The sequence below is a fragment of the Rhodoferax sp. RT4P68 genome (assembly GCF_056521305.1).
On record NZ_JBWMBB010000015.1, the window covers coordinates 41,689 to 66,708 of the forward strand.

17 protein-coding genes are annotated in these 25,020 nt (G+C 67.6%); 8 read left to right on the forward strand and 9 right to left on the reverse strand.

Annotated features, from left to right (window positions below):
• Nucleotides 1-51 precede the first annotated feature (51 nt).
• Nucleotides 52-936, forward strand: a complete 885-nt coding sequence (locus AC099J_RS26250) for a LysR family transcriptional regulator (protein ID WP_479618245.1) — start codon at nt 52-54, stop codon at nt 934-936.
• A gap of 60 nt (nt 937-996) precedes the next feature.
• On the opposite strand, the gene AC099J_RS26255 is transcribed toward AC099J_RS26250, so the two are convergent.
• Nucleotides 997-1,794 (reverse strand): PEP-CTERM sorting domain-containing protein, encoded by a 798-nt coding sequence (locus AC099J_RS26255; protein ID WP_479618246.1) that lies wholly within the window; start codon nt 1,792-1,794, stop codon nt 997-999.
• 269 nt (nt 1,795-2,063) lie between these two features.
• Here AC099J_RS26255 and smc point away from each other — a divergent pair, with 269 nt between their 5' ends.
• From smc to AC099J_RS26275, 4 genes are read left to right on the forward strand one after another with little or no spacing between them, the layout of a single operon-like run.
• Complete coding sequence (smc, locus tag AC099J_RS26260; RefSeq protein ID WP_479618247.1) at nt 2,064-5,591, forward strand: chromosome segregation protein SMC; 3,528 nt, start codon at nt 2,064-2,066, stop codon at nt 5,589-5,591.
• Between the two features lie 22 nt (nt 5,592-5,613).
• Nucleotides 5,614-6,666 carry a cell division protein ZipA C-terminal FtsZ-binding domain-containing protein gene (locus AC099J_RS26265; protein ID WP_479618248.1) on the forward strand — a complete coding sequence of 351 codons (1,053 nt, stop codon included), beginning with the start codon at nt 5,614-5,616 and terminating at the stop codon, nt 6,664-6,666.
• Between the two features lie 8 nt (nt 6,667-6,674).
• Nucleotides 6,675-8,717: an NAD-dependent DNA ligase LigA gene (gene ligA, locus AC099J_RS26270; RefSeq protein WP_479618249.1), complete on the forward strand. Its 2,043-nt coding sequence runs from the start codon at nt 6,675-6,677 to the stop codon at nt 8,715-8,717.
• Nucleotides 8,714-9,259, forward strand: a complete 546-nt coding sequence (locus AC099J_RS26275) for a peptide deformylase (RefSeq protein ID WP_479618250.1) — start codon at nt 8,714-8,716, stop codon at nt 9,257-9,259. Before ligA ends, AC099J_RS26275 begins: the two co-directional genes overlap by 4 nt.
• Nucleotides 9,260-9,310: 51 nt before the next feature.
• Here AC099J_RS26275 and AC099J_RS26280 read toward each other — a convergent pair whose 3' ends face one another.
• The 4 genes from AC099J_RS26280 to AC099J_RS26295 form a co-directional block, all read right to left on the reverse strand.
• Nucleotides 9,311-10,237 (reverse strand): dihydrodipicolinate synthase family protein, encoded by a 927-nt coding sequence (locus AC099J_RS26280; RefSeq protein WP_479618251.1) that lies wholly within the window; start codon nt 10,235-10,237, stop codon nt 9,311-9,313.
• 26 nt (nt 10,238-10,263) lie between these two features.
• Nucleotides 10,264-11,250: a TRAP transporter substrate-binding protein gene (locus AC099J_RS26285; protein ID WP_479618252.1), complete on the reverse strand. Its 987-nt coding sequence runs from the start codon at nt 11,248-11,250 to the stop codon at nt 10,264-10,266.
• A 26-nt stretch (nt 11,251-11,276) separates the two neighbouring features.
• Entirely contained in the window at nt 11,277-12,542 is a 1,266-nt protein-coding gene (locus AC099J_RS26290) for a TRAP transporter large permease (protein WP_479618253.1), read from the reverse strand.
• Nucleotides 12,543-12,715: 173 nt separating this feature from the next.
• Nucleotides 12,716-13,336, reverse strand: a complete 621-nt coding sequence (locus tag AC099J_RS26295; RefSeq protein WP_479618254.1) for a TRAP transporter small permease — start codon at nt 13,334-13,336, stop codon at nt 12,716-12,718.
• 106 nt (nt 13,337-13,442) lie between these two features.
• Between AC099J_RS26295 and AC099J_RS26300 the strand changes: the two genes are divergently transcribed.
• Nucleotides 13,443-14,102, forward strand: coding sequence for a GntR family transcriptional regulator (locus AC099J_RS26300; RefSeq protein ID WP_479618255.1), 660 nt, complete (start codon nt 13,443-13,445; stop codon nt 14,100-14,102).
• 12 nt (nt 14,103-14,114) lie between these two features.
• Here the strand turns inward: AC099J_RS26300 and AC099J_RS26305 are convergent, their stop codons facing one another.
• Both AC099J_RS26305 and map read right to left on the reverse strand, forming a co-directional pair.
• Nucleotides 14,115-16,724, reverse strand: coding sequence for a [protein-PII] uridylyltransferase (locus tag AC099J_RS26305; protein ID WP_479618374.1), 2,610 nt, complete (start codon nt 16,722-16,724; stop codon nt 14,115-14,117).
• A 32-nt stretch (nt 16,725-16,756) separates the two neighbouring features.
• The gene (gene map / locus AC099J_RS26310; protein WP_479618256.1) at nt 16,757-17,599 is read right to left on the reverse strand and encodes a type I methionyl aminopeptidase; all 843 of its coding nucleotides are present in this window, start codon (nt 17,597-17,599) and stop codon (nt 16,757-16,759) included.
• 141 nt (nt 17,600-17,740) lie between these two features.
• Between map and purL the strand changes: the two genes are divergently transcribed.
• The gene (gene purL / locus AC099J_RS26315; protein WP_479618257.1) at nt 17,741-21,823 is read left to right on the forward strand and encodes a phosphoribosylformylglycinamidine synthase; all 4,083 of its coding nucleotides are present in this window, start codon (nt 17,741-17,743) and stop codon (nt 21,821-21,823) included.
• Nucleotides 21,824-21,906: 83 nt separating this feature from the next.
• On the opposite strand, the gene mobA is transcribed toward purL, so the two are convergent.
• Entirely contained in the window at nt 21,907-22,545 is a 639-nt protein-coding gene (gene mobA / locus AC099J_RS26320) for a molybdenum cofactor guanylyltransferase MobA (RefSeq protein ID WP_479618375.1), read from the reverse strand.
• 175 nt (nt 22,546-22,720) lie between these two features.
• On the reverse strand, nt 22,721-23,860 hold the full coding sequence (moaA, locus tag AC099J_RS26325) for a GTP 3',8-cyclase MoaA (RefSeq protein ID WP_479618258.1): 1,140 nt from the start codon (nt 23,858-23,860) through the stop codon (nt 22,721-22,723).
• Nucleotides 23,861-24,079: 219 nt separating this feature from the next.
• Here moaA and AC099J_RS26330 point away from each other — a divergent pair, with 219 nt between their 5' ends.
• Nucleotides 24,080-25,009: a ZIP family metal transporter gene (locus AC099J_RS26330; protein ID WP_479618259.1), complete on the forward strand. Its 930-nt coding sequence runs from the start codon at nt 24,080-24,082 to the stop codon at nt 25,007-25,009.
• Nucleotides 25,010-25,020 lie beyond the last annotated feature (11 nt).

Below are 25,020 nucleotides of genomic sequence, written 5' to 3' on the forward strand. Positions count from 1 at the left end.
CAATAGCAAATCCTGTCCTCGCGGTCTGCAAATTTGCACAATACTGCGGCCATGGATTGGGATCACCTGCGCTACTTCCTCGAACTGGCCCGCACGCACAAGCTGAGCTCGGCCGCGCGGCGCCTGGACGTTCAGCACACGACGGTGGCCCGGCGCATCCGCTTGCTGGAGCAAACAGTAGGCGCCCCGTTGTTCACCCGCACGGGTGGGGAATACCGTGTCAGCGAGGCCGGCCAGCGCTTGCTGCCGCAGGCCGAGGCGATGGAGGCGGCCTGCCTGGCCATCGCAGGCCTGCCCTCAGGGCGCGCGGGCGGACTGGTCGGCGTGGTGCGGGTGGGCGCCACGGAGGGCTTCGGCACGGTGGTGCTGGCGCCCGCGCTGGCGGGGTTTGCACAGCAGCATCCCGGCCTGGTCATCGATCTGCTGGCGGTGCCGCGCAGTGTCAACCTGTCGCAGCGCGAGGCCGACATCGTGATTTCGCTCGAACGGCCGGCGCGGGGTCACGTCGTGGCGGTGCGGCTGTGCGACTACATGCTGCGCCTGTACGCATCGGCCGCCTACCTGGCGCGCCAGCCGCCCATCGAGCGCCGTGAAGATCTGCAGCAGCACAGCTTCATCAGCTACATCGACGATCTGCTGTTCAGCAAGGAGTTGCGCTACCTGGCTGAACTGTGCAGGCCGCAGCACTACGCCTTGCGCAGCACCAGCGTGCTGGCACAGCACCAGGCCGTGGCGTCGGGGGCAGGCATCGGCGTATTGCCGGCGTTCCTGGCCGATGGCGATGGGCGGTTGCGCACCGTGCTGCCCGAGGAAGCAAACTTTGTGCGTACGTTCTGGATGTCGATGCCGTCCGAGCATCGAAGCGTGGCGCGCGTGCAGGCTGTGTGGACGTTCCTGCGGCAGGCCATGCGACCGGGCGGGCTCCTGAGCGCCTAAAGCGCGCACCGCCAACGAAAAAGGCCCACATCGTGGGCCTTTGGCAAGGGGTGAAGAAGCTTACTTGGCTTGCTGGCGACGGCGTACAGCAGTCATGCCGACCAGGCCCAGGCCCAGCAGTGCGAGCGATGCTGGTTCCGGCACGTCGTTGGTGTCACCGACAGCAGAACCGTTGCCGCCGCGCGAATACGCGCTGCCAGACGGGAAGAAGGCGCTGGCCTGGTAGTCCAGCGTGTTCACCGGGTTGAAGTAGCCGGCAGCGGCGCCACCGATGATCTCCAGCTCTGCGCCCACGAGGCCGGACTGCACGGTGCCGTTCAGGAACGCGAGGCTCGTGAACTGCAGGTCCAGGAACAGGGTGCCGGCCTGCACTGCGGCCACTTCGGCGTCGTTGCTCGCCGGGTCGGTGTAGTTGGCACCGTTGGTCGACGGGTTCACGTACAGCTTGGCCCAGGCATCGCCGATGTCGAAGCTCGCACCGTCTGCGTTCAGCTTGATGCCGCCGAAGGCATAGGTGAGTTCATAGCCGGGATTGACCATGAAATCGCCATATTCCTGGCCATTGACGTGGTAGATCTCGCCAACACCTTGCAGGTAGTGGGTGGTGGAGCCGAGGCTCGACACCACAGCGCCCAGGGGCGTGGCCGTGCTGTAGCTGTTGGCGTTGATGGTGCCGATGCTGTTTGTCGCCGAATACCACTGCGTGAAGTTGAACTTGGCAATGAAGTCGGCGTCGCTTGCGTCCGCGTACTCCGTGTCCCAGGTCACGCCCGCCACGGACACCACAGCGGCTTGAGCGCCGCTGGCCAGTGCAGCCGCCATGAAGGCGCCAGCAAGGACTTTTCTCACATATTTCATATAAAACTCCTATTGGAAATGAACACTCTTGTCAATGGCTGTTTTGCCATTCGACGCATGGTGCATGCGAATTCACTTCGATAGGTTGTTGATTTATATGGAAAACTACATTCTTGCGGGCGACGTGAAAAAGTTTGCGTCAGGTATTTCGACTTGTTTAATCCCTGTCGCGAATCTCGATTTGGTTTCGCTCGGAATGGCGAGCAGACCTCGAGGGCGCGTCGCTAAAATTTCGTCGACCCCTCTGAATCTCCTGACAGGTAAAGCATTTGCGCCTCAACTCCATCAAGCTGGCCGGCTTCAAGTCGTTCGTAGAGCCCACCAATTTCCTGCTGCCCGGTCAGTTGGTCGGCGTCGTGGGGCCCAACGGTTGCGGCAAGTCCAACATCATGGATGCCGTGCGTTGGGTGCTGGGCGAGAGCAAGGCCAGCGAACTGCGTGGCGAATCCATGCAGGACGTGATCTTCAATGGCACGACCACGCGCAAGCCGGCCAGCCGCGCCAGCGTCGAGCTGGTCTTTGACAACGCCGACCACCGTGCCGGCGGGCAGTGGGCCCAGTTTGCCGAGATCGCCGTCAAGCGCGTGCTGACGCGCGACGGCACCAGCAGCTACTACATCAACAACCAGCCCGTGCGCAGGCGTGATGTGCAGGATGTGTTCCTGGGTACGGGCCTGGGACCGCGGGCCTACGCCATCATCGGCCAGGGCACGATCAGCCGCATCATCGAATCCAAGCCTGAGGAACTGCGGCTGTTCCTGGAGGAAGCGGCGGGCGTTTCCAAGTACAAGGAGCGCCGCCGCGAGACCGAGAACCGCCTCTCCGACACGCGCGAAAACCTGACCCGCGTCGACGACATCCTGCGTGAGCTGAACGCCAATCTGGACAAGCTGGAGAAGCAGGCCGAGGTTGCCCAGCGCTACAACGCGTTGCAGGCCAGCGCCACTCTCAAGCAGCACCAGCTGTGGTTTCTGAAGCGCGCCGACAGCGAGGCCGACCAGGCCCGCGTGAAGGCCGAGGCGGCCGATGCCATGACGGCGCTGGAATCGCGCGTCGCCGACCTGCGCCACATCGAGGCCGAACTCGAATCCATCCGCCAGGCGCACTATGCGGCCGGTGACCACGTCAACCAGGCCCAGGGCAAGCTGTACGAGGCCAGTGCCGAAGTCGGCAAGCTGGAGAGCGAGATCCGCTTCGTGGTCGAAGGCCGCCAGCGCGTGGAGCAACGCCTGTTGACGCTGCAGGAGCAGATGGGCCAGTGGGGTACGCGCAAGGCGGATGCCGAGGCCGAGGTCGAGAACCTGGCGACCCAGGGCACACAGGCCGAGGAGGCCGCCGAGCTGCTGGCCGCACAGGTCGAAGAGCAAGCCGCGCAGCTGCCCGATCTGGAAGACGCACTGGCCCAAGCCCAAGCCAAGGCCAACGAACAGCGCGGCGCCGTGGTGCAGGTACAGCAGCAGATCCAGGTGTTGGCGGCCGAACAGCGCAGCATCGAAGAGCAGTCGCGCCAGCTGAACCAGCGTCGCGAACGCCTGGTGACGGACCAACGCGCGCTGGCCGCCCCGGACGAGGCCCGCCTGGCGCAGCTGCACGAACAATTGGCGCAAGCCCAGGAGGCCGCCGCCATCGCGGAGGCGCGCTTGCACGAGCTGCAGGACAGCGTGCCGCAGCTGGACGACGACCGTCGCGCACGCCAGCAAACCGTCAACACCGAATCGGCACGGCAGGCCGAGCTGTCGGCCCGCTCCGATGCATTGAAGGCTCTGCAGGAGAAGGTGCGCACGGACGGCAAGCTCGCCCCCTGGCTGGCGCGCCATGGACTGGACGGCCTGCAGGGCTTGTGGAGCCGCATCCACATCGAACAAGGCTGGGAGAACGCGCTCGAAGGCGCCCTGCGCGAGCGCCTGGGCGCGCTGGAGGTGTCGCGGCTGGACATGGTGGCCGGCTTCCTGGGCAGCCAGGGGGCCGACGGCCCGCCGGCCAAGCTGGCCTTCTTCAGCCCGCCGCCTGCCGCCGCGCTGCAGGCTGGCGGCACGCTGCCCCGGCTGGCGGACCTGCTGCGTCTGGGCGATGCCGCGCAGCGCACGCTGTTCAACGAGTGGCTGCACGGCTGCTTCACGGCCGAGACGCTGGCGCAGGCGCTGGCGCAGCGCCAGCAGCTGCAGCCCGGCGAGGTGATCTACGTGCCTGCGGGCCACGCGGTCAGCGCGCACAGCGTCAGTTTCTACGCGCCCGATTCCGAGCAAGCCGGCCTGTTGGCGCGCGCGCAGGAGATCGAGAACCTGGACAAGCAGCTGCGCGCCCAGACGCTGATCAACGAAGAGTCGCGCACGGCCCTGGTGCGGGCCGAGGCCGCCTATGCCGATGCCTCGCAGCGGCTGGTGAGTGCCCGGCGTGAGGCCGCCGAATCGCAGAGCAGCGCGCACAGCTTGCAGGTCGAGACGCTGCGGTTGACGCAGCTGGCCGAGCAGACGCGGGCCCGCAATGAGCAGCTGAGTGGCGACCTGGCCGAGGTCGACGCGCAGCTGGAAGACCTGCAGGAGCGCCGCATCACCGCCGAAGCCCGCTTCGAAGAGCTGGACCTGCAACTGGCCGACAGCCAGGAGCGCCACGCCCAGCTGGACGAGCGCGTGATCGACGCCCAGCGCCGCGTGACCGAATCGCGCGAACAGCAGCGCAGCCTGGAGCGCCAGGCACAAGAGGCCCAGTTCTCGCACCGCAGCCTGGGGGCGCGGCGCGATGAGCTGTCGCGCGCCATCGCCGTGGCGCAGCAGCAGACGACATCGCTGCAGGACGAGGACCAGCGCGCGCGCGACGAGCTGTCGCGCCTGTCCGACGCCGCCGCACAGGCCGGGCTGCAGACCGCGCTGGCGTTGAAGCTGGAGCGCGAGGCCGCTCTGGGCACGCGGCGCAGCGAATACGACGACCTGACGGCGCGGCTGCGCGGCAGCGACGAGGCCCGCCTGAAGCTGGAGCGTGAGCTCGACCCGCTGCGCCAGCGCATCACCGAGTTCCAGCTGAAAGAGCAGGCCGCGCGCCTGGGCCTGGAGCAGTACAGCCAGCTGCTGGACGATGCCAAGGTCGACATGGCCACTCTGGCCCAGTCGATCACCGAGGGCAACGTGCGGCTCGCCGGCCTGCAGTCCGAGATCGACCGGCTGCACCGCGAGATCGCGGCGTTGGGCGCCGTCAACCTGGCGGCGCTCGACGAGCTGACGGCCGCGCGCGAGCGCAAGCAGTTCCTGGACGCGCAGATGGCCGACCTGCAGGAAGCCATGACCACGCTGGAGGACGCCATCCGCAAGATCGACAACGAGACGCGCGAGCTGCTGTCGGGCACCTTCGACATCGTCAACGGGCATTTCGGCCGCATGTTCCCCGAGCTGTTCGGTGGCGGCAATGCGCGCCTGGTGATCACCGGCGACGAGATTCTGGATTCCGGCGTGCAGGTCATCGCGCAGCCCCCGGGCAAGAAAAACCAGACCATCCACCTGCTGTCCGGTGGCGAAAAAGCGTTGACCGCCATTGCGCTGGTGTTCGCCATCTTCCAGCTGAACCCGGCGCCGTTCTGTCTGCTGGACGAAGTCGACGCGCCGCTGGACGACGCCAACACCGAGCGCTATGCCAAACTCGTCACCGCCATGAGCCGCGAGACCCAGTTCCTGTTCATCAGCCACAACAAGATCGCCATGGAAATGGCCAGACAGTTGATCGGCGTGACCATGCAGGAGCAGGGCGTCTCGCGCATCGTGGCCGTCGACATGGAGTCGGCGCTTTCCATGGCCGAAGCGGCCTGATCCCCCAACAACAGGAGTTCCGATGAGCAGCACGCTGCAGATCGGCTTGGCAGTGGCGGGCGGCGTCGTGCTGGCCGCCATCGTGGCGCACAGCGCCTGGTCGTCGCGCAAGAACGCGCCGCGTCTGCCTGACCCGGAGCCGGCCGGCCCCGATACCTCGCCCATGGAGCCCTCGCTGGGTGATGATCGTCGCGAGCCTGGTTTTGACGACCCGCTGAGCGCACTGCCTTTGTCTGCCATGGCGGCCGAGCGCCGCGCCGGCCTGGACCCGCTGATCGACGTGATCGCGCCGATCGCCATCGACAGTCCGGTCTCCGGCGACGCAGCCTTGGCCGCCACGCCCAGCACACGGCGTGTGGGCAGCAAACCCTTCGCGATCGAAGGGCGCAACGTCAACAGCCAGCTATGGGAGAAGCCTGCTGCCGGTCAGCGCTATGACGCGCTGCAGGCGGGCGTGCAGCTGGCCAACCGCACCGGGGCGCTGAACGAGATCGAGTTTTCCGAGTTCGTCATGAAGGCCCAGGCGTTCGCCGATGCCATGAACGGCGCGCCCGAGTTTCCCGACATGCGCGAAGAAGTGGCGCGCGCGCGCGAGCTGGACCAGTTCGCCAGCACGCACGATGCGCAGCTCAGCTTCACGCTTCGCGCCGTGCATGCGGCTTGGAGCCCCGGCTACCTGCAGCAGAACGCCGCGCGGCTGGGCTTCGTGCCGGGTCTCATTCCCGGCCGCATGGTGCTGCCGTCGGCCACCATCGGCATGCCGCCCATCCTGGGTCTGAGCTTCGACGCGCAGGCGGCGCTGGCCGAAGACCCGGACCAATCCGCGCTGCGCAGCGTGGCGCTGACGCTGGACGTCTCGCAGGTCGAGCGCGCCGAGCAGCCGTTCGTGCGCATGCGCGAGGCGGCCGCCACGCTGGCCCAGGCCATGGATGGCGCGATCACCGATGACGAAGCCCGCCCGCTGGCGCGCGAGGCCATGGACGTGATCGGCTCCGAGCTGGAGCAGCTCTACGACACGCTGGACGCGCGCGACCTGTCAGCCGGCTCGGCACTGGCGCGGCGGCTGTTCAGTTGAGCGCCGCCGTGACGGACGACGCTGCGCAGATCCAGCAGCTTCGCGCGCTGCTGCAGCGCCATGCCCACCGCTACTACGTGCTGGACGACCCGGAGGTGCCGGACGCCGAGTACGACCGCCTCTACCAGCAGCTCGAAGCGCTGGAGGCTGCGCATCCCGAACTCGTCACGCCCGACTCGCCGACGCAGCGCGTGATCGGCGCGGTATTGGATGGGCTCACCCCGGTCACGCACGCCGTGCCCATGCTGTCGATTAAGACCGAGACCGACACCACCCCGGCCGGCGCGTTGAGATTCGACACCAGCGTGCGCAAGGCGTTGAACCTGGACGCGGATGCGCCCCCTCTGGCCTACGCCGCCGAGCTGAAGTTCGACGGCCTGGCCGTCAACCTGCGCTATGAGCAGGGCGTGCTGGTGCAGGCCGCCACGCGCGGCGACGGCGAGACCGGCGAGGACGTGACGCACACTATCCGCACGATCAAGGCCATCCCGAACTACCTCAAGCATGGCGATGTGCCGGTGCTGGAAGTGCGCGGCGAGGTCTTCATGCGCCGCGATGATTTCGAGGCGCTGAACGAACGCCAACGCGAAGCGGGCGGCAAGACCTTCGTGAACCCGCGCAACGCTGCCGCCGGCGTGGTGCGCCAGCTGGACGCCGGCATCGCCATGCAGCGCCCGCTCAGCTTCTTCGCCTACGGCCTGGGCGATGTGCAGGGCTGGGATCTGCCCGTCACGCACGCCGCCATGCTGGACGCGCTGGGCGCCATGGGCGTGCCGGTCAACACTGAACGGCAGGTGGTGCAGGGTGCTCAGGGCCTGGCGGATTTTCATGCGCTGATCGCTGCGGCACGCGACAGCCTGCCGTTCGACATCGACGGCGTGGTCTACAAAGTGAACGACCGGGCGCTGCAGCAGCAGCTCGGCTTCAAGTCGCGCGAGCCGCGCTGGGCGGTCGCGCACAAGTACCCGGCGCAGGAGCAGATCACACGGCTCAACGACATCGAGATCCAGGTCGGCCGCACCGGCAAGCTGACGCCCGTGGCCAAGCTCGAACCGGTCTTCGTCGGCGGCACGACCGTCAGCAACGCCACGCTGCACAACCTGTTCGAACTGCGGCGCAAGCACGTGCGCATTGGCGACCGCGTCATCGTGCGGCGTGCCGGCGATGTGATTCCCGAAGTGGTGGGCGTGGTGCCATCCGAACGCGCCACCTACGTGCCCAACTTCCGCATGCCCACACATTGCCCGGTCTGCGGCAGCGATGTGGTGCGCGAGCCGGGCGGGCTCAACCACCGCTGCTCCGGCGGCCTGTTCTGTGCAGCCCAGCGCAAGCAGGCCTTGCTGCATTTCGCCAGCCGCCGTGCCATGGACATCGAGGGCCTGGGCGACAAGCTGGTCGACCAGCTGGTCGACAGCGGACTGATCCGCACCCTGCCCGAGCTGTACACGCTCGGGCTGGCCAAGCTGACGGCGCTGGACCGCATGGCCGACAAGAGCGCGGCCAACGTGGTCAAGGCGCTGGAGATCAGCAAGCGCACGACGTTGGGCCGCTTTCTCTACGCGCTGGGCATCCGCCATGTGGGCGAGTCCACGGCCAAGGACCTGGCCAAGCATTTCGGCAGCCTGGACGCCATCATGGGCGCGACGCCCGAGCAACTGCTGCAAGTCAGCGACGTCGGCCCGATCGTGGCCCAGAGCCTGCACACCTTCTTCGAGCAAGCGCACAACCGCGAGGTGGTCGAGCGGCTGCGCGCGGCCGGCATCCATTGGCCCGAGTCCGAAGGCTCACACGCGCAGCGCACGCCGCAGCCGCTGGCCGGCAAGACCTTCGTGCTGACCGGCAGCCTGCCCACGTTGACGCGCGACGAAGCCAAGGAACGGCTGGAAGCGCTGGGCGCCAAGGTCGCAGGCTCGGTGTCCAGGAAGACCGACTATGTCGTGGCCGGCGAAGAGGCTGGCAGCAAACTGGAGAAGGCGCAGCAGCTGGGGATCACGGTGCTGGATGAGGCCGGCATGTTGGCGCTGTTGGACAACTTGAAGGAGGGGGCATGACCGTCCGCGACATCCTGAAGATGGGCGATGCGCGCCTGCTGCGTAACGCGCAGGCCGTGCCCCAGGACATGTTCGATTCCGACGAGCTGCACCTGCTCGTCGCCGACCTGTTCGACACCATGCATGCCGTCAACGGCGCCGGTCTCGCAGCGCCGCAGATCGGGGTCGACCTGCAGCTCGTGATCTTCGGCAGCAACGACGCCAACCCGCGCTACCCGGACCGGCCCATCGTGCCCGTCACGGTGCTGTGCAACCCCGTCATCACGCCGCTGGGCGACGAGGAAGAGGAAGACTGGGAAGGCTGTTTGTCCGTGCCCGGCCTGCGTGGCGTGGTGCCGCGCTTCGCCAGGATCCGCTACACCGGGCTCGATCCCTACGGCGACCCGATCGACCGCACGGTCGAGGGCTTCCACGCCCGCGTGGTGCAGCACGAGTGCGACCACCTGATCGGCAAGCTCTACCCGATGCGGGTGCGCGACTTCACGAGATTCGGTTTCACCGAAGTGCTGTTTCCCGGCATCGCGGCGAGCGAAGACGACTGAGGCAACGCCCCACGGCAGCGCCCTTCAGCGACGAGGGCGCGCGGCAAGGCGTCAGCCCTTGACGATCCCCACGTCGGGCAGCACCGGCCTGCTGGCCAGCGCCTTCTTCATGATGGTCTCCACGTGCAGCTTGTCGGCCGCCGGCAGCTCCAGCCGCGGCGGGCGGGTGCGGAAGGTGCCGCGGCCCATGATGTGCTCGCACAGCTTGATGCACTGCACGAGGTCGGGCCGCGCATCGAGGTGCAGCAGCGGCATGAACCACTCGTACAGCGGCATCAGCTCGTCGAAGCGCCCGGCCTTGGCCAGCCGGAACAGCGTCTCGCCTTCCTTGGGGAACGCGTTGGACATGCCCGAGACCCAGCCCACGGCGCCCATGGCCACGCTCTCGACCACCACGTCGTCCAGCCCAGCGAACAGGACGAAGCGGTCCCCGACCATGTTGCGCGTGTCGATGAAGCGGCGCGTGTCGCCCGAGCTGTCCTTGAAGCAGACGATGGTCTCGCAATCGGCCAGGGTGGCCAGGATGTCCGGCGTCACGTCGTTTTTGTAGATCGGCGGGTTGTTGTAGACCATCACCGGCAGGTCGGTGGCCTTGGACACGGTGCGAAAGTGCGCGGCCGTCTCGTGTGGCTTGGACGAGTAGAGCAGGGCCGGCATCACCATGATGCCGTCCACGCCGATGCGCGCGGCCTCTTTGGCCGTCTCCACGGCAAAGGCGGTGGTGAACTCGGCGATGCCGCAGATCACCGGCACGCGGCCCTTGGCGACCGAGCGGCCGGCTTCCATGATGGAGATCTTCTCCTTGGTCGACAGCGAGCAATTCTCGCCGACCGTGCCGCAGACGATCAGGCCCGAGACGCCGTCTGCAATCAGCGCGTCCATCACCTTGGCGGTGGCGTCCACGTCGACCGACATGTCGTCGCGAAATTGAGTGGTGACGGCGGGGAACACGCCCTGCCAGCTAACTTTTTGGCTCATGGTTTGCCTCTTGTGGTTGAGATGATTTACAAGCTCGCGCCGACTTTGCGCAGCTCGGCAATGGCCGGTGACTTGGGCAGCCAGATGGCATCGAACGCCTGGATGCTGGCCTGCACATTGGCGGCCGGCTCGGTCTTCATCGCGATGCCGCTGGCCTTGAATTTCTCGATCAGTCCGGGCTCGGTGCTGGCGATCTCGGCGATCTGTGCGTCGAGTGATTTGGCGACCTGTTCGCGGATCAGTTCCTTGTCCTTGTCCGGCAGCGACGCCCAGACGCGGCCCGACACCAGCGGCGCGAACGGCATGAACAGCGCGTTCATCTGCAGGATCACCTTGGACACCTTGTCGAAGCGTGCATTCCATGAGAACTCGATGTCGGCCTCCAGCGCGTCGACCTGGCCGTTGGCCATGGCGTCGAAGACCTGCGGCGTGGGGATCGGCGTGGGCGCGGCGCCCAGCGACTGGTAGAAGTCGCGGTAGACGGGCGTGGGGTTGATGCGCAGCTTCAGGCCCTTCAAGTCGGCCGAGCTGTTCAAGTCCTTGGTGGAGAACACCGAGCGCATGCCGGTGATGCCCCAGCCCAGGCCGATGCAGCCGGTCTCGCGCGGCAGTACCTCGAGCAGTTTGAGCGCGGCAGGTGTCTTGACCAGCTTGGCCACGCCCGCCGTGCTGCGCACCAGATAGGGCGCGTTGATGGCCGCGACGGTGGAGACGCGCGAGCCGAGTTCCGCCGCCTGGATCCAGCCCATGTCCAGCGCGCCGGACTGCAGCTGCTGCATCATGGCCGACTCGTTGCCCAGCTGGCCTGAGTGAAACACCGTGGCCGACAGCCGGCCGCCGGTTTCTTTTTTCAGCGTCTCGCCGAATGCAGTGGCGGCGCGGTTCCAGGAATGGCCGGCCGGCGTGATCAGGCCGATGCGGAACTCTTTCGCCTGCGCAAGCAGCAACGGGCTGAAGGCGAGCGAGGCGGCGCCAGCGCTGGCGGCGACGAAGGTGCGACGGGAAACAGTCATGGCGAAGACTCCGTTGGGGTGGGAAACTACTTCAGCAAGGCCAGCGACAGGCTGGGGAAGATCGACAACAGCACCAGCGCGACGCAGCAGATCAAAAAGAACGGCAGCGTCACGAGGAACATCTTTCCGGGCTTGGCCCCTGTCACGGCGGCGGCGACGAAAAAGCTCAGCCCCACGGGCGGCGACATCAGACCCAGCACCAGGTTGACCACCACCACCACGCCGAAGTGGCGTGGGTCGATCCCGTAGACCTCTGTTGCGATCGGCAGCAGGATGGGCACGGTCATGATCAGACCGGGAATCCCGTCGATCACGGTGCCGATCACCAAGAGAATCACGTTGGTCAGCAGCATGAAAGTGACCGGGTCTTTGGCCACCGTCTGGATCCACGCGGCCGCCGCCTGCGGCACCTTGCCGAAGATCAGGATCCACGAGAACACGGCCGCTGCGGCCACCAGAAACAGCACGATGGCCGAATAGATGCCCGCGCGCACCAGCATGTCGGGAATCTGGCTGAAGCGAAACTCCTTGGTGATGTAGCGGCCCACCAGTGCCGACGCCACGGCGCCCACGGCGGCCGATTCCGTCGGGTTGGCCAGCCCACTGAGGATGGAGCCGACGATCACGACCGGGATCAGCAGCGTGGGGCTGGAGACGAGCGCCGACTTCGCACGCTGGCGCAGGCTCTGGCGCTCGCTGCGCGGGTACTCGTAGACCAGCCCCATGAGCGCGATCACGATGAAGAACAGCACGGTGAGCAGGATGCCCGGCAGGATGCCGGCGATCAGCATGTCGCCCACCGCCACCTGGGCCAGCACGCTGTAGACCACGAACATGACCGAGGGCGGGATGATCGGCCCCAGCATGCCGCCATAGACCGTGAGGCCGGCCGCGAAGGTCTTGTCGTAGCCCTGCTTTTCCATCTGCGGCACCATGACCTGCGACATGATGGCCACCTGCGCCGTCGCCGAGCCGATGATGGAAGACACCAGCGCGTTGGCCAGGATGTTCACGTAGGCCAGGCCCCCCTTGACCGAGCCAACGAAGGCCATGGCCAGCTCCACCAGCCGGCGCGTGATGCCGCCGCCGTTCATGATTTCGCCGATCAGGATGAAGAGGGGAATGGCGATCAACCCGTAGCTGTCCACGCCACCGAACATCTGCATCGGGAACGACTGGAACAGCAGGTGGTTGCCGCTGTCCCAGATGTAGAACATGCCGGCCAGGCACAGGCAGATGCCGATGGGCATGCCAACGAACAGGATGGCCAGGAAGAACAGGCTGGTGAGCATGTCAGTGGCGCCCGGCCGCCCGAAGCCTCTGACGGCCTTGCAGGCCGCGCTGGGGCTTGCGCCCCAGCCCCTCGCCAGGCACAAAAAGTCCCCCGGACCTTTCGTGTCCGGGCTCGGCCCCCTCGGGGGGCAGCGGACCTCGCGTAGCGGGGAAGTGTGGGGGCGTTTTCATTTCAGTTCACGACGGCTTCGGCATCCGAGCTCGGGAAGCCCTGGTGGCGGCGCTTGGGTTCCCAGCCCAGGTCTTCGATCAGGTTGGCCGTGGCATGCAGGCTCAGCGTGAAGGCGAACAGTGGCAGAACAATCTGTAGCAGCCAGGTGGGCCAGTTCAAGGTCTGGGTGCGCTCGGTGTAGAGGAAATTGAAGGAGCGCGCTGCAAACTCGCGAGCGTCGAAGCCGGCGCGGGCAATGCCCATCGGGTCCATCCAGATCCAGCACATCGCCAACATCGCCAGGCCGAACAGCAGCACACCGGCCCCGGCCGCCAGCTTCAACACCCGCGCCAGCCGCGCACCCAGCTTCTCGGTCAGCAGTGTCACAGCGAAATCCATGCGCAACCGCGTCATGGCCGAGCCGCCGACAAAGGTCAGCCAGACCACTGCGTACACGGCCGCCTCGTCGATCCAGTAGATCGGCATGCCGCTGTAGCGCGTGGCCACGTTCACCAGGATCAGCGCGAGCAGCAAGCCCATCAGGCCGAGGATCAACAGCCGCTCGGTGCGCAACACCGCGCTGGAGGCGTCGAGCACCAGGCTGGACACTCCAGGGCGCCGAGTTGGGGCGGTGTGTTGCATCTTGGGCATTCTCTGGAAATATTTCAAATATATTAGCCGTATGCTAGAGTCCAATGCAAGTTGGGTGCCACGATTTGCATCCGTGCTTACCCCAGGGAATGACGCCGTGATCCACAAGAGGGCTGCCGCGCCCAAGCGGCGCGATGCCGACCTTGCCTACGAGGCCATCGAGGCCATGATCTCCACCTTGGGCCTGCCGCCCGGCAGCCCGATCGTGGAGGCAGACATCTCCGAGCGCATCGCCATCGGCCGCACGCCGGTGCGCGAGGCGCTGATGCGGCTCATGTCCATCGGCCTGATCGTGCAGCAGCCCCGGCGCGGGCTGCTGGTCTCACCGATCGACCTGGCCAATCATCTGGACGCGATCCTGACCCGGCGCGTGCTCGAACGCGTGATCGCCTCGTGCTCGGCGCGCCGCGCCAATGCGGCCGAGCGCCAGCTGATCGCCGCGTGCGCCGAACGCATGGGAGCCGCTGCCATGCGCGACGACCTGAAGGCCTACATGCGCGCCGACCACGACCTGGACGCCGCCAACCACGCCGCCAGCCGCAATGCCTCGGCCGTGACGGCCGTGGTGCCGCTTGTCACGCAGTGCCGCCGCTTCTGGTATGCCTACCAGCACGCGGGCGAGATCAAGGAGGGCGCACGCTGCCATGCGCTGTTGGCCGCTGGCATTGCCGAGGGCAACGAGGCCGCAGCCGTGCAGGGCGCGGAGGCGCTGATGGACTACCTGGAGGCGTTCACGCGCCGCGTGATCGACAACTGAGGCCTGAGCCGGTCAGGCCAGCGCTTCGAGCAGTTCGGTCTCGATCTCGATCTGCATGCGGTTCTGCTGCAGCTTGGAGCCGTGGATGAGAAAGGTGTCTTCCACGCGCTCGCCCAGCGTCGTGACCTTGGCCAGCTGCACGCTGATCTCATGGCGCGCCAGCACGCGCGCCACCAGGTACAGCAGACCGGGGCGGTCGCTGGCCGAGATGCTCAGCAGCCAGCGCTGCGCCTTCTCATCGGGGTGCAGGTCCACACGCGGGGCGATCGGGAAGCTCTTGACCCGGCGCGAGACGCGACCGCGGCCGGGCACCGGCAGCGCGCCGGTGGCCTGCAGCGCCAGCAGCAAATCGGCCTCGACCATGTTGGTCAGTTCCTGATAGTGCTCGGGCAGCATCGATGTCACGACCTGGAATGTGTCCAGCGCGTAGCCGTCTTTGGCGGTGTGCACCTTGGCGTCCACGATGGAGAAGCCGGCCTGGTCGAAATAGCCGCAGATGCGCGCGAACAGGTCGGAGCGATCGGCCGTGTAGACCATGACCTGCAGCCCTTCGCCCAGCGGCGACTGGCGCGCCCGCACGATGGCTGCCGGCCGCTCGTCCGGCGCCTGGTCGGCCCGCACGTGGCGTGCCAGCTGGCGCGCGTGCCAGGCGATGTCGGCCGCGTCGTGGCGCATGAAGTAGCTGACGTCCAACGTGTCCCACAGCCGCTTTTGCGATTCGAACGGCTCGGCATGCAGGGCCAGCAGCACCAGTGCCTCGCGCTTGCGGGCTTCGATCTCGGCATCCGCATCGGGCGCCCGGCCACCCAGCACGCGCAGGGTGTAGCGGAACAGGTCCTCCAGCAGCTTGCCCTTCCAGGCGTTCCACACCTTGGGCGAGGTGCCGCGGATGTCGGCCACGGTCAGCAGGTAGAGCGCCGTCAGATTGCGCTCGTTGCCCACGCGCTTGGCGAAGGCGGCGATCACGTCCGGGTCGGACAGGTCGGCCTTCTGCGCCACACGTGACAGCGTCAGGTGCTCGGCCACCAGAAACTCGATCAGCTTGCTGTCCTGCCGGTCGATGCCGTGGAGCAGGCAAAAGCGCCGCACGTCGCGCGCGCCGACTTCGGAGTGGTCACCGCCACGGCCCTTGGCGATGTCGTGGAACAGCGCGGCCACATACAGGATCCAGGGCTTGTCCCAGCCGGCCGCAAGCTGTGAGCACGAGGGATATTCGTGCGCATGCTCGGCCATGAAGAAGCGCCGCACGTTGCGCAGCACCATCAGGATGTGCTGGTCGACGGTGTAGACGTGAAACAGATCGTGCTGCATCTGCCCCACGATCTTGCGGAACACCCACAGGTAGCGGCCCAGCACGGACGTCTGGTTCATGAGCCGCATGGCGTGGGTGATGCCGGCGGGCTGCTGCAGGATGCGGCGGAAGGTTTCGCGGTTGACCGGGTCGTTGCGAAAGCGCGCCGTCATCAGGCCGCGCGCGTTGTACAGCGCGCGCAGCGTGCGGGCGGACAGTCCGCGGATACCGACCGTGCTCTGGAACAGCAGGAAGGTCTCCAGGATGGCGTGCGGGTGGCGAACGTAGAGGTCGTCGCTGGCGACCTCGATCATCCCGGCCTTCTCGTAGAAACGCTCGTTGATCGGCCGCAGCGCGTGCGTCGACGGGTTCAGCCGCTCCTCGATGTTCAGCAGCAGGATCTGGCTGAGCTGGCTTACGGCCTTGGCCGCCCAGTAGTAACGGCGCATCAGCTGCTCGCTGGCGCGCACCACGGCCACGGCGCCGTCGGTCGATTCGGAGCGGTAGCCGAACGATTCGGCCACGACGGTCTGCAGGTCGAACACCAGGCGGTCTTCGCGCCGGCCGGCGATCAGGTGCAAACGGGCGCGGATCAGGCTCAGCAGCGCCTCGTTGCGCTTGATCTGGCGCACCTCCAGCGCGGTGGCCAGCCCGTTGCGCACGAGCTCTTCCCAGTTGCGGCCCAGGCCAGCCGCTTTGCTGATCCACAGAATGAGCTGCAGATCGCGCAGGCCACCCGGCGATTCTTTGCAGTTGGGCTCCAGCGCGTAGGGCGTGTTCTCGAACTTGTTGTGGCGCTGGCGCATCTCCAGCGTCTTGGCCACCAGGAAGGCCCGCGGGTCCATGGCCTTTTGCAGTTGGTTGCCGAAGACCGCGTACAGGCCGGCGTTGCCGGCGATCAGGCGCGACTCCAGCAGCGAGGTCTGTACCGTCACGTCTTTCGCCGCTTCGGCCAGACAGTCCTGGATGGAGCGCACGCTAGAGCCGATTTCCAGCCCGGCGTCCCAACAGCTGCCGATGAAGCCTTCGATGCGTGACTTGAGGGCTTCGTCCTGCTCGGGCGAATCACCGTCGGACAGCATCAGCAGCACGTCCACGTCCGAATGCGGAAACAGCTCGCCGCGGCCGAAGCCGCCCACGGCGATCAGCGCGCAACGCTGCTCGAAGCCGGCCCGGTCCCACAGTGTGCGCAGCGCCTCGTCGGCCAACCGGGCAAGCGCCTGCAATGTCGCGCGCACGCCCCGGGTGCTGCTGCCGGAGATGCGCACCGATTCCAGCAGCGTGGCCTTGTCCTGCTGGTACTGGGCGCGCAGCGCCGACAGCTCCAGCAGAGCAGGGGCGTCGATGGCCGGGGCGGCGTAGCTCAAGCTGCGACCGGGGCAGTGGTTGCGGCCTGTGCCTGCACGAAGGCCGGCGGCGGCAGGCTGCCGGCCGACAGCGTCAGCACCTCATAGCCGGTCTCGGTGACCAGCACGGTGTGTTCCCACTGTGCCGACAGTGAATGGTCCTTGGTGACAATGGTCCAGCCGTCCTTCTCGGGGCCGTCCTTGATCTCGCGCCGGCCGGCATTGATCATGGGCTCGATCGTGAACGTCATGCCGGGCTTGAGTTCCTCCAGCGTGCCGGGGCGGCCGTAGTGCAGCACCTGCGGCTCTTCATGGAACACCTTGCCGATGCCGTGGCCGCAGAACTCGCGCACCACCGAGAAGCCCTGGCCCTCGGCGAACTTCTGGATGGCGTGGCCGATGTCGCCCAGGCGCGCGCCGGGTTTGACCTTGACGATGCCGTGCCACATGGCGTCGTAGGTGACGGCCACCAGGCGTTTGGCGGCAATCGAGCCCTCGCCGATGATGTACATGCGGCTGTTGTCGCCGAACCAGCCGTCCTTGGTGATGACGGTGACATCGATGTTCATGATGTCGCCCTTCTTCAGAGGCTTCTCGTTCGGGATGCCGTGGCAGACGACATGGTTCAGCGACGTGCACAGCGAGGCCGGATAGGGCGGGTAGCCCTGCGGCTGGTAGCCCACCGTGGCCGAGCGCGTGCCCTGCACGTCGACCATGTAGGCGTGCGCCAGACGGTCGATTTCCTTGGTCGTGACGCCGGCCGCGATGTGGGGCGTCAGATAGTCCAGCACTTCGGAGGCCAGCCGGCAGGCCTCGCGCATGCCCGCGATGCCGGCGGCGTCTTTGATGGTGATGCTCATGGGCCGCAATTATCCCACTGGGTTTTCGCTGTGCGGGCGTCGCTAAAATTGCCGACTTTTCCGCTTTCGGGCGGTGCCCGTCAGCCCCATTCAGCGGCTGGCCGGGGCGCCATCCGTCCACCCACCACAGGCCGCCACAACGTGACCTCGCACCTGATCCAGCTCGAAGGCGGCAACGCCCTGAGCGATTTCCGCGTCCAGCAACTGCTCCCCCGCCTGCAGGCGGTCCACGACAAGATCACCGGCCTGGCCGCACGCTACGTGCACCTGGTGCTGGCCGACGCGCCACTGGACGCCGTGGCGGGCGACCGGCTCGCGGCCCTGCTGCGCTATGGCGACCCGTACACCGGCCCGCAGGATGGGCCGCTGCTGGTGGTGACGCCGCGCCTGGGCACGGTCTCGCCCTGGGCATCCAAGGCCAGCGATATCGCGCACAACTGTGCGTTGCCGGTGCGCCGCATCGAGCGCATCACCGAGTACCGGTTGGTGCTCAAGAGCGGGTTGAAAGACAGTCTGTTCGGCGGCAAGCCGACGCTGAGTGCCGATCAGCTGCAGGCTGTGGCAGTGCTGCTGCACGACCGCATGACCGAGAGCGTGCTGCCGGACCGCCAGCAGGCCGAGCGCCTGTTCGCCACGCTGCAGGCCGCGCCCATGGCGCATGTGGATGTGCTGGCCGGCGGCCGTGCGGCGCTGGAATCGGCGAACCGCAGCTTCGGCCTGGCGCTGGCGAGCGATGAGATCGACTACCTGCTGGAGGCCTTCACCCGGCTGGGCCGCAACCCGACGGACGTCGAGCTGATGATGTTCGCCCAGGCGAACAGCGAGCATTGCCGGCACAAGATCTTCAATGCCAAGTTCACCATCGACGGCGAGGACCAGGCCCTGAGCCTGTTCGGCATGATCCGCAACACCCACCAGCTGGCGCCCCAGCACACGGTGGTGGCCTATTCGGACAACGCCTCCGTCATGGAGGGCGGGGCTGTTGAGCGGTTCGTGCCGACGGCGGATCGGTTGTATGTCAGCCAAACCGCGACGCACCACGTGCTGATGAAGGTGGAGACGCACAACCACCCGACGGCGATCTCGCCGTTCCCGGGCGCGTCCACGGGTGCGGGCGGGGAGATCCGCGACGAGGGCGCGACGGGCAGGGGCTCCAAGCCCAAGGCCGGCCTGACCGGCTTCACGGTGTCCAAACTGTGGCCAGCCGAGGGCGATGCGGTTTACGGCAAACCCGAACACATCGCCAGCCCGCTGCAAATCATGACCGAGGGCCCGTTGGGCGGCGCCGCCTTCAACAATGAGTTCGGCCGGCCCAATCTGCTGGGCTACTTTCGCGAATTTGAGCAGACCGCCACGTCCGGCATTGACAGCCTGCGCCGCGGCTACCACAAGCCCATCATGATCGCGGGCGGCCTGGGCAGCATCGACGCCGGGCAGACCACGAAGATCCGCTTCCCGGCCGGCGCGTTGCTGATTCAGCTGGGTGGGCCGGGCATGCGCATCGGCATGGGTGGCAGCGCGGCCAGTTCGATGGCCACCGGCGCCAACGCCGCCGAGCTGGACTTCGACTCCGTGCAGCGCGGCAACCCCGAGATCGAGCGCCGGGCGCAGGAGGTCATCAACCGGTGCTGGCAGCAGGGCGAGGCCAACCCCATCCTGGCGATCCACGACGTGGGCGCGGGCGGCTTGTCGAACGCCTTCCCCGAGCTGACCAACGACGCGGGCCGTGGCGCGCGCTTCGACCTGTCGGCCGTGCCGCTGGAAGAATCGGGCATGGCGCCCAAGGAGATCTGGTGCAACGAAAGCCAGGAGCGCTATGTGCTGGCCATCGCGCCGGAATCGCTGGAGACGTTCTCGGCGTTCTGCGCGCGGGAGCGGTGTCCGTTTGCGGTGGTGGGCGTGGCGACGGAGGAGCGGCAACTGGTGCTGACCGACGCAGCGGGCAGCCTCGAGCGCCCCGCCGGGCTGTCCCAAGCGAGCCCAGCCCCCGTGGGGGGCAGCGAGAACACGTCAGCGCCGAACGCGGGGGCTCCTGTGAACATGCCGATGGACGTGCTGCTCGGCAAGCCGCCCAAGATGCACCGCGACGTGCAGACGGTGGCGCGCCAGTTCGCACCGCTCGATCTGAACGGCGTCGATCTGCAAAAGGCTGTGATCGACGTGCTGGCGCACCCCACGGTCGCCTCCAAGCGCTTCCTCATCACCATCGGCGACCGCACGGTGGGCGGCCTGTCGCACCGCGACCAGATGGTCGGCCCCTGGCAAGTGCCGGTGGCCGATTGCGCCGTGACGCTGGCCGATTACGTGGGCTTCGGCGGCGAGGCCATGAGCCTGGGCGAGCGCACACCGCTGGCCGTGATCGACGCGCCGGCCTCGGGCCGCATGGCTGTGGCCGAGGCCATCACCAATCTGCTGGCGGCGCCCATCGAACTGCCGCGCGTGAAGCTGTCGGCGAACTGGATGGCGGCCTGCGGCCAGCCCGGCGAAGACGCCGCGCTGTACGCCACCGTGAAGGCCGTGGGCATGGAACTGTGCCCGGCGCTGGGCATCTCGATCCCGGTCGGCAAGGATTCGCTGTCCATGCGCACGCAGTGGACGGACGCTGGCCAGGCCAAGCAGGTCAGCTCGCCCGTGAGCCTGATCGTGACCGCGTTCGCCAGCCTGGCCGACGTGCGCGGCACGCTGACGCCGCAGCTCGACACGACAGAGGCCGACACCACGCTGGTGCTGGTCGACCTGGGACGCGGCCAACACCGCATGGCCGGCAGCATCCTGGCGCAGACGCTGGGGCAGGTGGGCGATATGGCGCCGGACCTGGACGATCCAAAAGACCTGGTCGCGCTGGTCAATGCCGTGAATGAATTGCGAGGCCAGGGCCGCATCCTGGCCTACCACGACCGCAGCGATGGCGGCCTGCTGGCTGCGGCATGCGAGATGGCTTTCGCAGGCCATGTCGGCGTGGCGTTGAACGTGGACATGCTGGTGACGGAAGGCGACGGCATCAGCGACAGCCGGGCTGAATACGGCGACGCCAAGAATTGGTCGACCCAGGTCTCGGCCCGCCGCGAGGAACTGACGCTCAAGGCCCTGTTCAACGAAGAGCTGGGCGCGGTGCTGCAGGTGCGCACCCGCGAGCGCAATGACGTGATGCAGGTGCTGCGCGCGCATGGTTTGTCCAGGCACAGCCACTTCGTCGGCAAGACGCGCCCGCCCGGTGGCGCCATCAACGCCGGCGTGGGCGAGATCCAGGTCTGGCGCGACGCCAAGGCCGTCTTCAGCGCGCCATTGGCTGATCTGCACCAGGTCTGGGACAGCGTGAGCTGGAAGATCTGCCAGCAGCGCGACAACCCGGCCGGCGCCGATGCCGAGCACGCGGCCTGCGGTGCGCCCGCCGACACCGGCCTGCATGTGGCGTTGACCTTCGAGCCCACGACTACTGTGGCGCCCGCATATTTGAAAAGCCGCCCCAAGGTCGCCGTGCTGCGAGAGCAGGGCGTGAATTCGCATGTGGAGATGGCCTGGGCCTTCACGCAGGGCGGCTTCGAGGCCTTCGACGTGCACATGACCGACCTGCAGACCGGCCGTGCCGACCTGGCGAACTTCCAGGGCCTGGTGGCCTGCGGCGGCTTCAGCTACGGCGACACGCTGGGGGCCGGCATTGGCTGGGCGCGGTCCATCACCTTCCACCCGCTGCTATCGGATCAATTCCTGGCCTTCTTCGGCCGGGGCGACACCTTCGGCCTGGGCGTGTGCAACGGCTGCCAGATGTTCGCCGAGCTGGCCGACATCATTCCGGGCGCGCAGGATTGGCCGCGCTTCACCACCAACCGCAGCGAGCGTTTCGAGGCGCGGCTGTCGCAGGTCGAGGTGCTGGCCTCGCCCAGCCTGTTCTTGCAGGGCATGGCCGGCAGCCGGCTGCCGATCGCGGTGGCGCACGGCGAGGGCTTTGCCAACTTCTCGCAGCGCGGCAACGCGGCGAAGGCGATCGCGGCCATGCGCTACACCGACCACGCCGGCCAGCCGACCGAGGCCTACCCGCTCAACCCGAACGGTAGCCCCGGCGGCCTGACGGCGGTGACCACGGCAGACGGCCGCTTCACGGCCATGATGCCGCACCCCGAGCGTGTGTTCCGCAACATCCAGATGAGCTGGACGTCGGGAGACAGAAGCGCCGCTAGCCCCTGGATGGAGATTTGGCACAACGCGCGGCGCTGGGTGGGCTGACGCACGGCCCGGGGTGGCGCCGGGCGGTGCGCGTCGCCCGATCGGCGCAGGCTGCGCCGGGAAGCACCCCGTCCCGAGCGGGGCTACAGGCGGTCGCGGTGCAGCGGTGCGGCTGCGAGCGCCTGCAGTTCGGCCAGCGTGTTGACGTTCGTGAACGCACCGTGGGCGTCATCAGGCTGGTCGAAGGCGACGGTGATCGCGCCTTGCGCCGACAGCCAGGCGCCGATCTTGCGGCCGCCGGCACCGATGAAATCCGCCAGGGACGGCGCGACGGATCGGTGCATCAAGCAAAAAACCGGCTGCCGGCGCAGCACCCCTGTAGCGTCGGGCGCGCTGGCGACGGCGATGGAGCAGCCTGCGCGCGCCAGCGCGTCTGCCAGACGCGCGACCAGGTCCGGTGGAAACAGCGGGCTGTCACACGGCACGGTGGCCAGGTAGGGCGTCGTGCAACGCGCCAGGCCTGCCATGAAGCCCGCCAGCGGCCCCGGGTAGTCGGGCAAGGTGTCGGGCCACACCGGCCAGCCGAAGCCGGCGTACTGCGCCAGGTGGCGGTTGGCGTTGAGGGCCAGCGCGCCGACCTGCGGGGCCAGCCGTAGCGCCGCGTGTCGGGCCAGCGGCAAGCCGTGCCAATCCTGCAGCCCCTTGTCGGCGCCGCCCATGCGCGAACCCTGGCCGCCCGCGAGCACCAGGCCCGTGACGTGCTGCGGCGCGATCGCACGCACGGGGCTGCGCGCGCCGTCCGCGTCAGGGTGCGCTTGCTGGGTGGGGTTTGGCGTGACGTTCACTGGGATCGCTTCGCCGTTGGCGCCTGCCTGCTTGCGACAGCTAGGAGCGGTGCTTGCTGGGTGCCCATCGCTGCGACAGAGGAGCGCGCCGCTTCGGGCGGCCGGACACGGCTCATCCGCCGATGTAGCTCATCTCGATGCGCCGGGCGCCCTCGGCAGGCAGTGCGCCCGCGCTGCGCAGCTCGGAATAGCGGTCGCCGCGCTGCTGCCAGATGCTGGCGATGGCCTGGGCGATGTCTGCATCAGCCGCATCCCCACGCAGCAGGCTGCGCAGATCATGCCCACGGCTGGCGAACAGGCACAGGTACAACTGGCCCTCGGTCGACAGCCGGGCGCGGTTGCAGTCCTGGCAAAAGGCCTGGGTGACGCTGCTGATGACGCCGATCTCGCCCAGCGCCGGGTCGTGCCGGCCCTGCGCGTCGGCATAGCCCCAGCGTTCGGCGGTCTCGCCGGGGGCCGACGGCTCCAGCGCGAGCAGAGGCAACTGGGCCGACAGGCGCGCGACCACCTCGGCCGACGGCAGCACCTCGTCCATGCGCCAACCGTTGGTGGCGCCCACGTCCATGTATTCGATGAAGCGCAGCACCGTGCCGCTGCCGCGGAAGTGGCGGGCCATGGACACGATCTCCTGCTCGTTGGTGCCTCGCTTGACGACCATGTTGACCTTGATCGGCCCCAGCCCGGCCGCGCGTGCCGCGTCGATACCGCGCAGCACATCGTCCACCGGAAAGTCGACGTCGTTCATGCGGCGAAACACCGTGTCGTCCAGGCCGTCCAGGCTGACCGTCACGCGGTTCAGGCCGGCGGCCTTCAGGCTGGCGGCCTTGCGGGCGAGCAGCGAGCCGTTGGTCGTCAGCGTCAGGTCCAGCGGCACGCCGTCCGGCGTCTGCAGCGCGGCCAATTGCTCGACCAGCAGTTCGATGTTCTTGCGCAGCAGCGGCTCGCCACCGGTCAGGCGAATCTTGCGCACGCCCTGGGCCACGAACAGGCGGGCCAGCCGCGTGATCTCCTCGAAGCTCAGCAGGGCGCTGTGCGGCAGGTACGGGTAGTCCTTTCCGAAAACTTCCTTGGGCATGCAGTAGCTGCAGCGGAAGTTGCAGCGGTCCGTGACGCTGATCCGCAGATCGCGCAGCGGGCGCTGCATCCGATCGAGCAGGGGCCCGCCTTGGCTTTTCACCAGCGCTGCGCCCGATGCCGGCACGAGCAGGGGCCGGGCAGATTCAGCGAACACGGGAATGACGCGGTGGACCATGCTGCGATTGTGACCCAGGGGGTGGGTGGGGGCCCGCCCTGTGGACTCTGTGGGGGAGAAGCCTGTCGGCCAAGAGATGACGCGGGGACGCGCACCGCGCTGACGTGGCTTGGCAGCGTCAGCGCCCGGTGGCCGACGCCCCGATCCGGCAAGCTGCAAGGCTTACGGCGTGCTGCCGGCAACGCCCACACACGGGCTGCACAGAAGGAACCCACGCCGATGAAGATGCCGAGCGGCAAGCTGCAGCCCTTGACCCTGGCCGACGCCACGGGGACGGGTGTGTTCGGCCGCGCGCGCAGGGTGCTCGGCTGGACCATCCTGGCCGCCGGCATCTGCCTGCCGCTGCTGCAACTGCTGCAGTTCATCCTGGCCGACCGCATGCTCACCGCTGCGATGCAGGCGGGCGGGGTCGCGGCGCTGGCAACCGCATTGGGCACGGTGCCCGTGCTGCTCTCGCAGCGGCTGTCGGACCGCACGCAGGACACGCTGTTCGGCTTCGGCGCTGGGGTCATGCTGGCGGCCTGTGCGTTCTCGCTGGTCATTCCGGGTCTGGCGGCAGCGCGCAGCGGCGGTGCCGACAGCTGGCAGGCCGGTGGCACCGTGGGCGCGGCGATCCTGCTCGGTGGAATGGCGCTGTTGGCGATGGAACGCTGGCTGCCGCACGAGCACTTCATCAAGGGCGTGGAGGGCGGTTCCTCATCGCGCACCTTGCGTCGCACCTGGCTGTTTGTCTTCGCCATCGCACTGCACAACTTGCCGGAGGGCCTGGCCATTGGGGTGGCATATGCCGGCGGTGACGCGGTGCGGGCTGCCGCGCTGGCCACTGGCATCGCCATCCAGGACGTGCCCGAGGGCCTGGTCGTGGCCGTGGCGCTGCTGGCTGCCGGCTACCGCCGCATCGTGGCGGTGGGTCTGGGCATGGCCTCGGGCCTGATAGAGCCTGTGGGGGCAGTGCTGGGCGCTTTGGCGGTCAGCCATTCAGCACTGCTGCTGCCCTGGGGGCTGGGCTTCGCGGCGGGCGCCATGCTGTTCGTGATCAGCCACGAGATCATCCCCGAATCGCACCGCAAGGGCCACGAGGCCTGGGCCACCGGCGGGCTGATGGTCGGCTTCGTGTTGATGATGCTGCTGGACACCGCGCTCGCCTGAGGAGCTGTCCA

Excerpts from the sequence above, each read along its gene's own strand:
- AC099J_RS26250 (WP_479618245.1), top strand. The coding sequence starts at position 52 with ATGGATTGGGATCACCTGCGCTACTTCCTCGAACTGGCCCGCACGCAC.
- AC099J_RS26255 (WP_479618246.1), bottom strand. The coding sequence starts at position 1,794 with ATGAAATATGTGAGAAAAGTCCTTGCTGGCGCCTTCATGGCGGCTGCA.
- AC099J_RS26265 (WP_479618248.1), top strand. The coding sequence starts at position 5,614 with ATGAGCAGCACGCTGCAGATCGGCTTGGCAGTGGCGGGCGGCGTCGTG.
- AC099J_RS26275 (WP_479618250.1), top strand. The coding sequence starts at position 8,714 with ATGACCGTCCGCGACATCCTGAAGATGGGCGATGCGCGCCTGCTGCGT.
- AC099J_RS26280 (WP_479618251.1), bottom strand. The coding sequence starts at position 10,237 with ATGAGCCAAAAAGTTAGCTGGCAGGGCGTGTTCCCCGCCGTCACCACT.
- AC099J_RS26285 (WP_479618252.1), bottom strand. The coding sequence starts at position 11,250 with ATGACTGTTTCCCGTCGCACCTTCGTCGCCGCCAGCGCTGGCGCCGCC.
- AC099J_RS26290 (WP_479618253.1), bottom strand. The coding sequence starts at position 12,542 with ATGCTCACCAGCCTGTTCTTCCTGGCCATCCTGTTCGTTGGCATGCCC.
- AC099J_RS26295 (WP_479618254.1), bottom strand. The coding sequence starts at position 13,336 with ATGCAACACACCGCCCCAACTCGGCGCCCTGGAGTGTCCAGCCTGGTG.
- map (WP_479618256.1), bottom strand. The coding sequence starts at position 17,599 with ATGAGCATCACCATCAAAGACGCCGCCGGCATCGCGGGCATGCGCGAG.
- moaA (WP_479618258.1), bottom strand. The coding sequence starts at position 23,860 with ATGGTCCACCGCGTCATTCCCGTGTTCGCTGAATCTGCCCGGCCCCTG.
- AC099J_RS26330 (WP_479618259.1), top strand. The coding sequence starts at position 24,080 with ATGAAGATGCCGAGCGGCAAGCTGCAGCCCTTGACCCTGGCCGACGCC.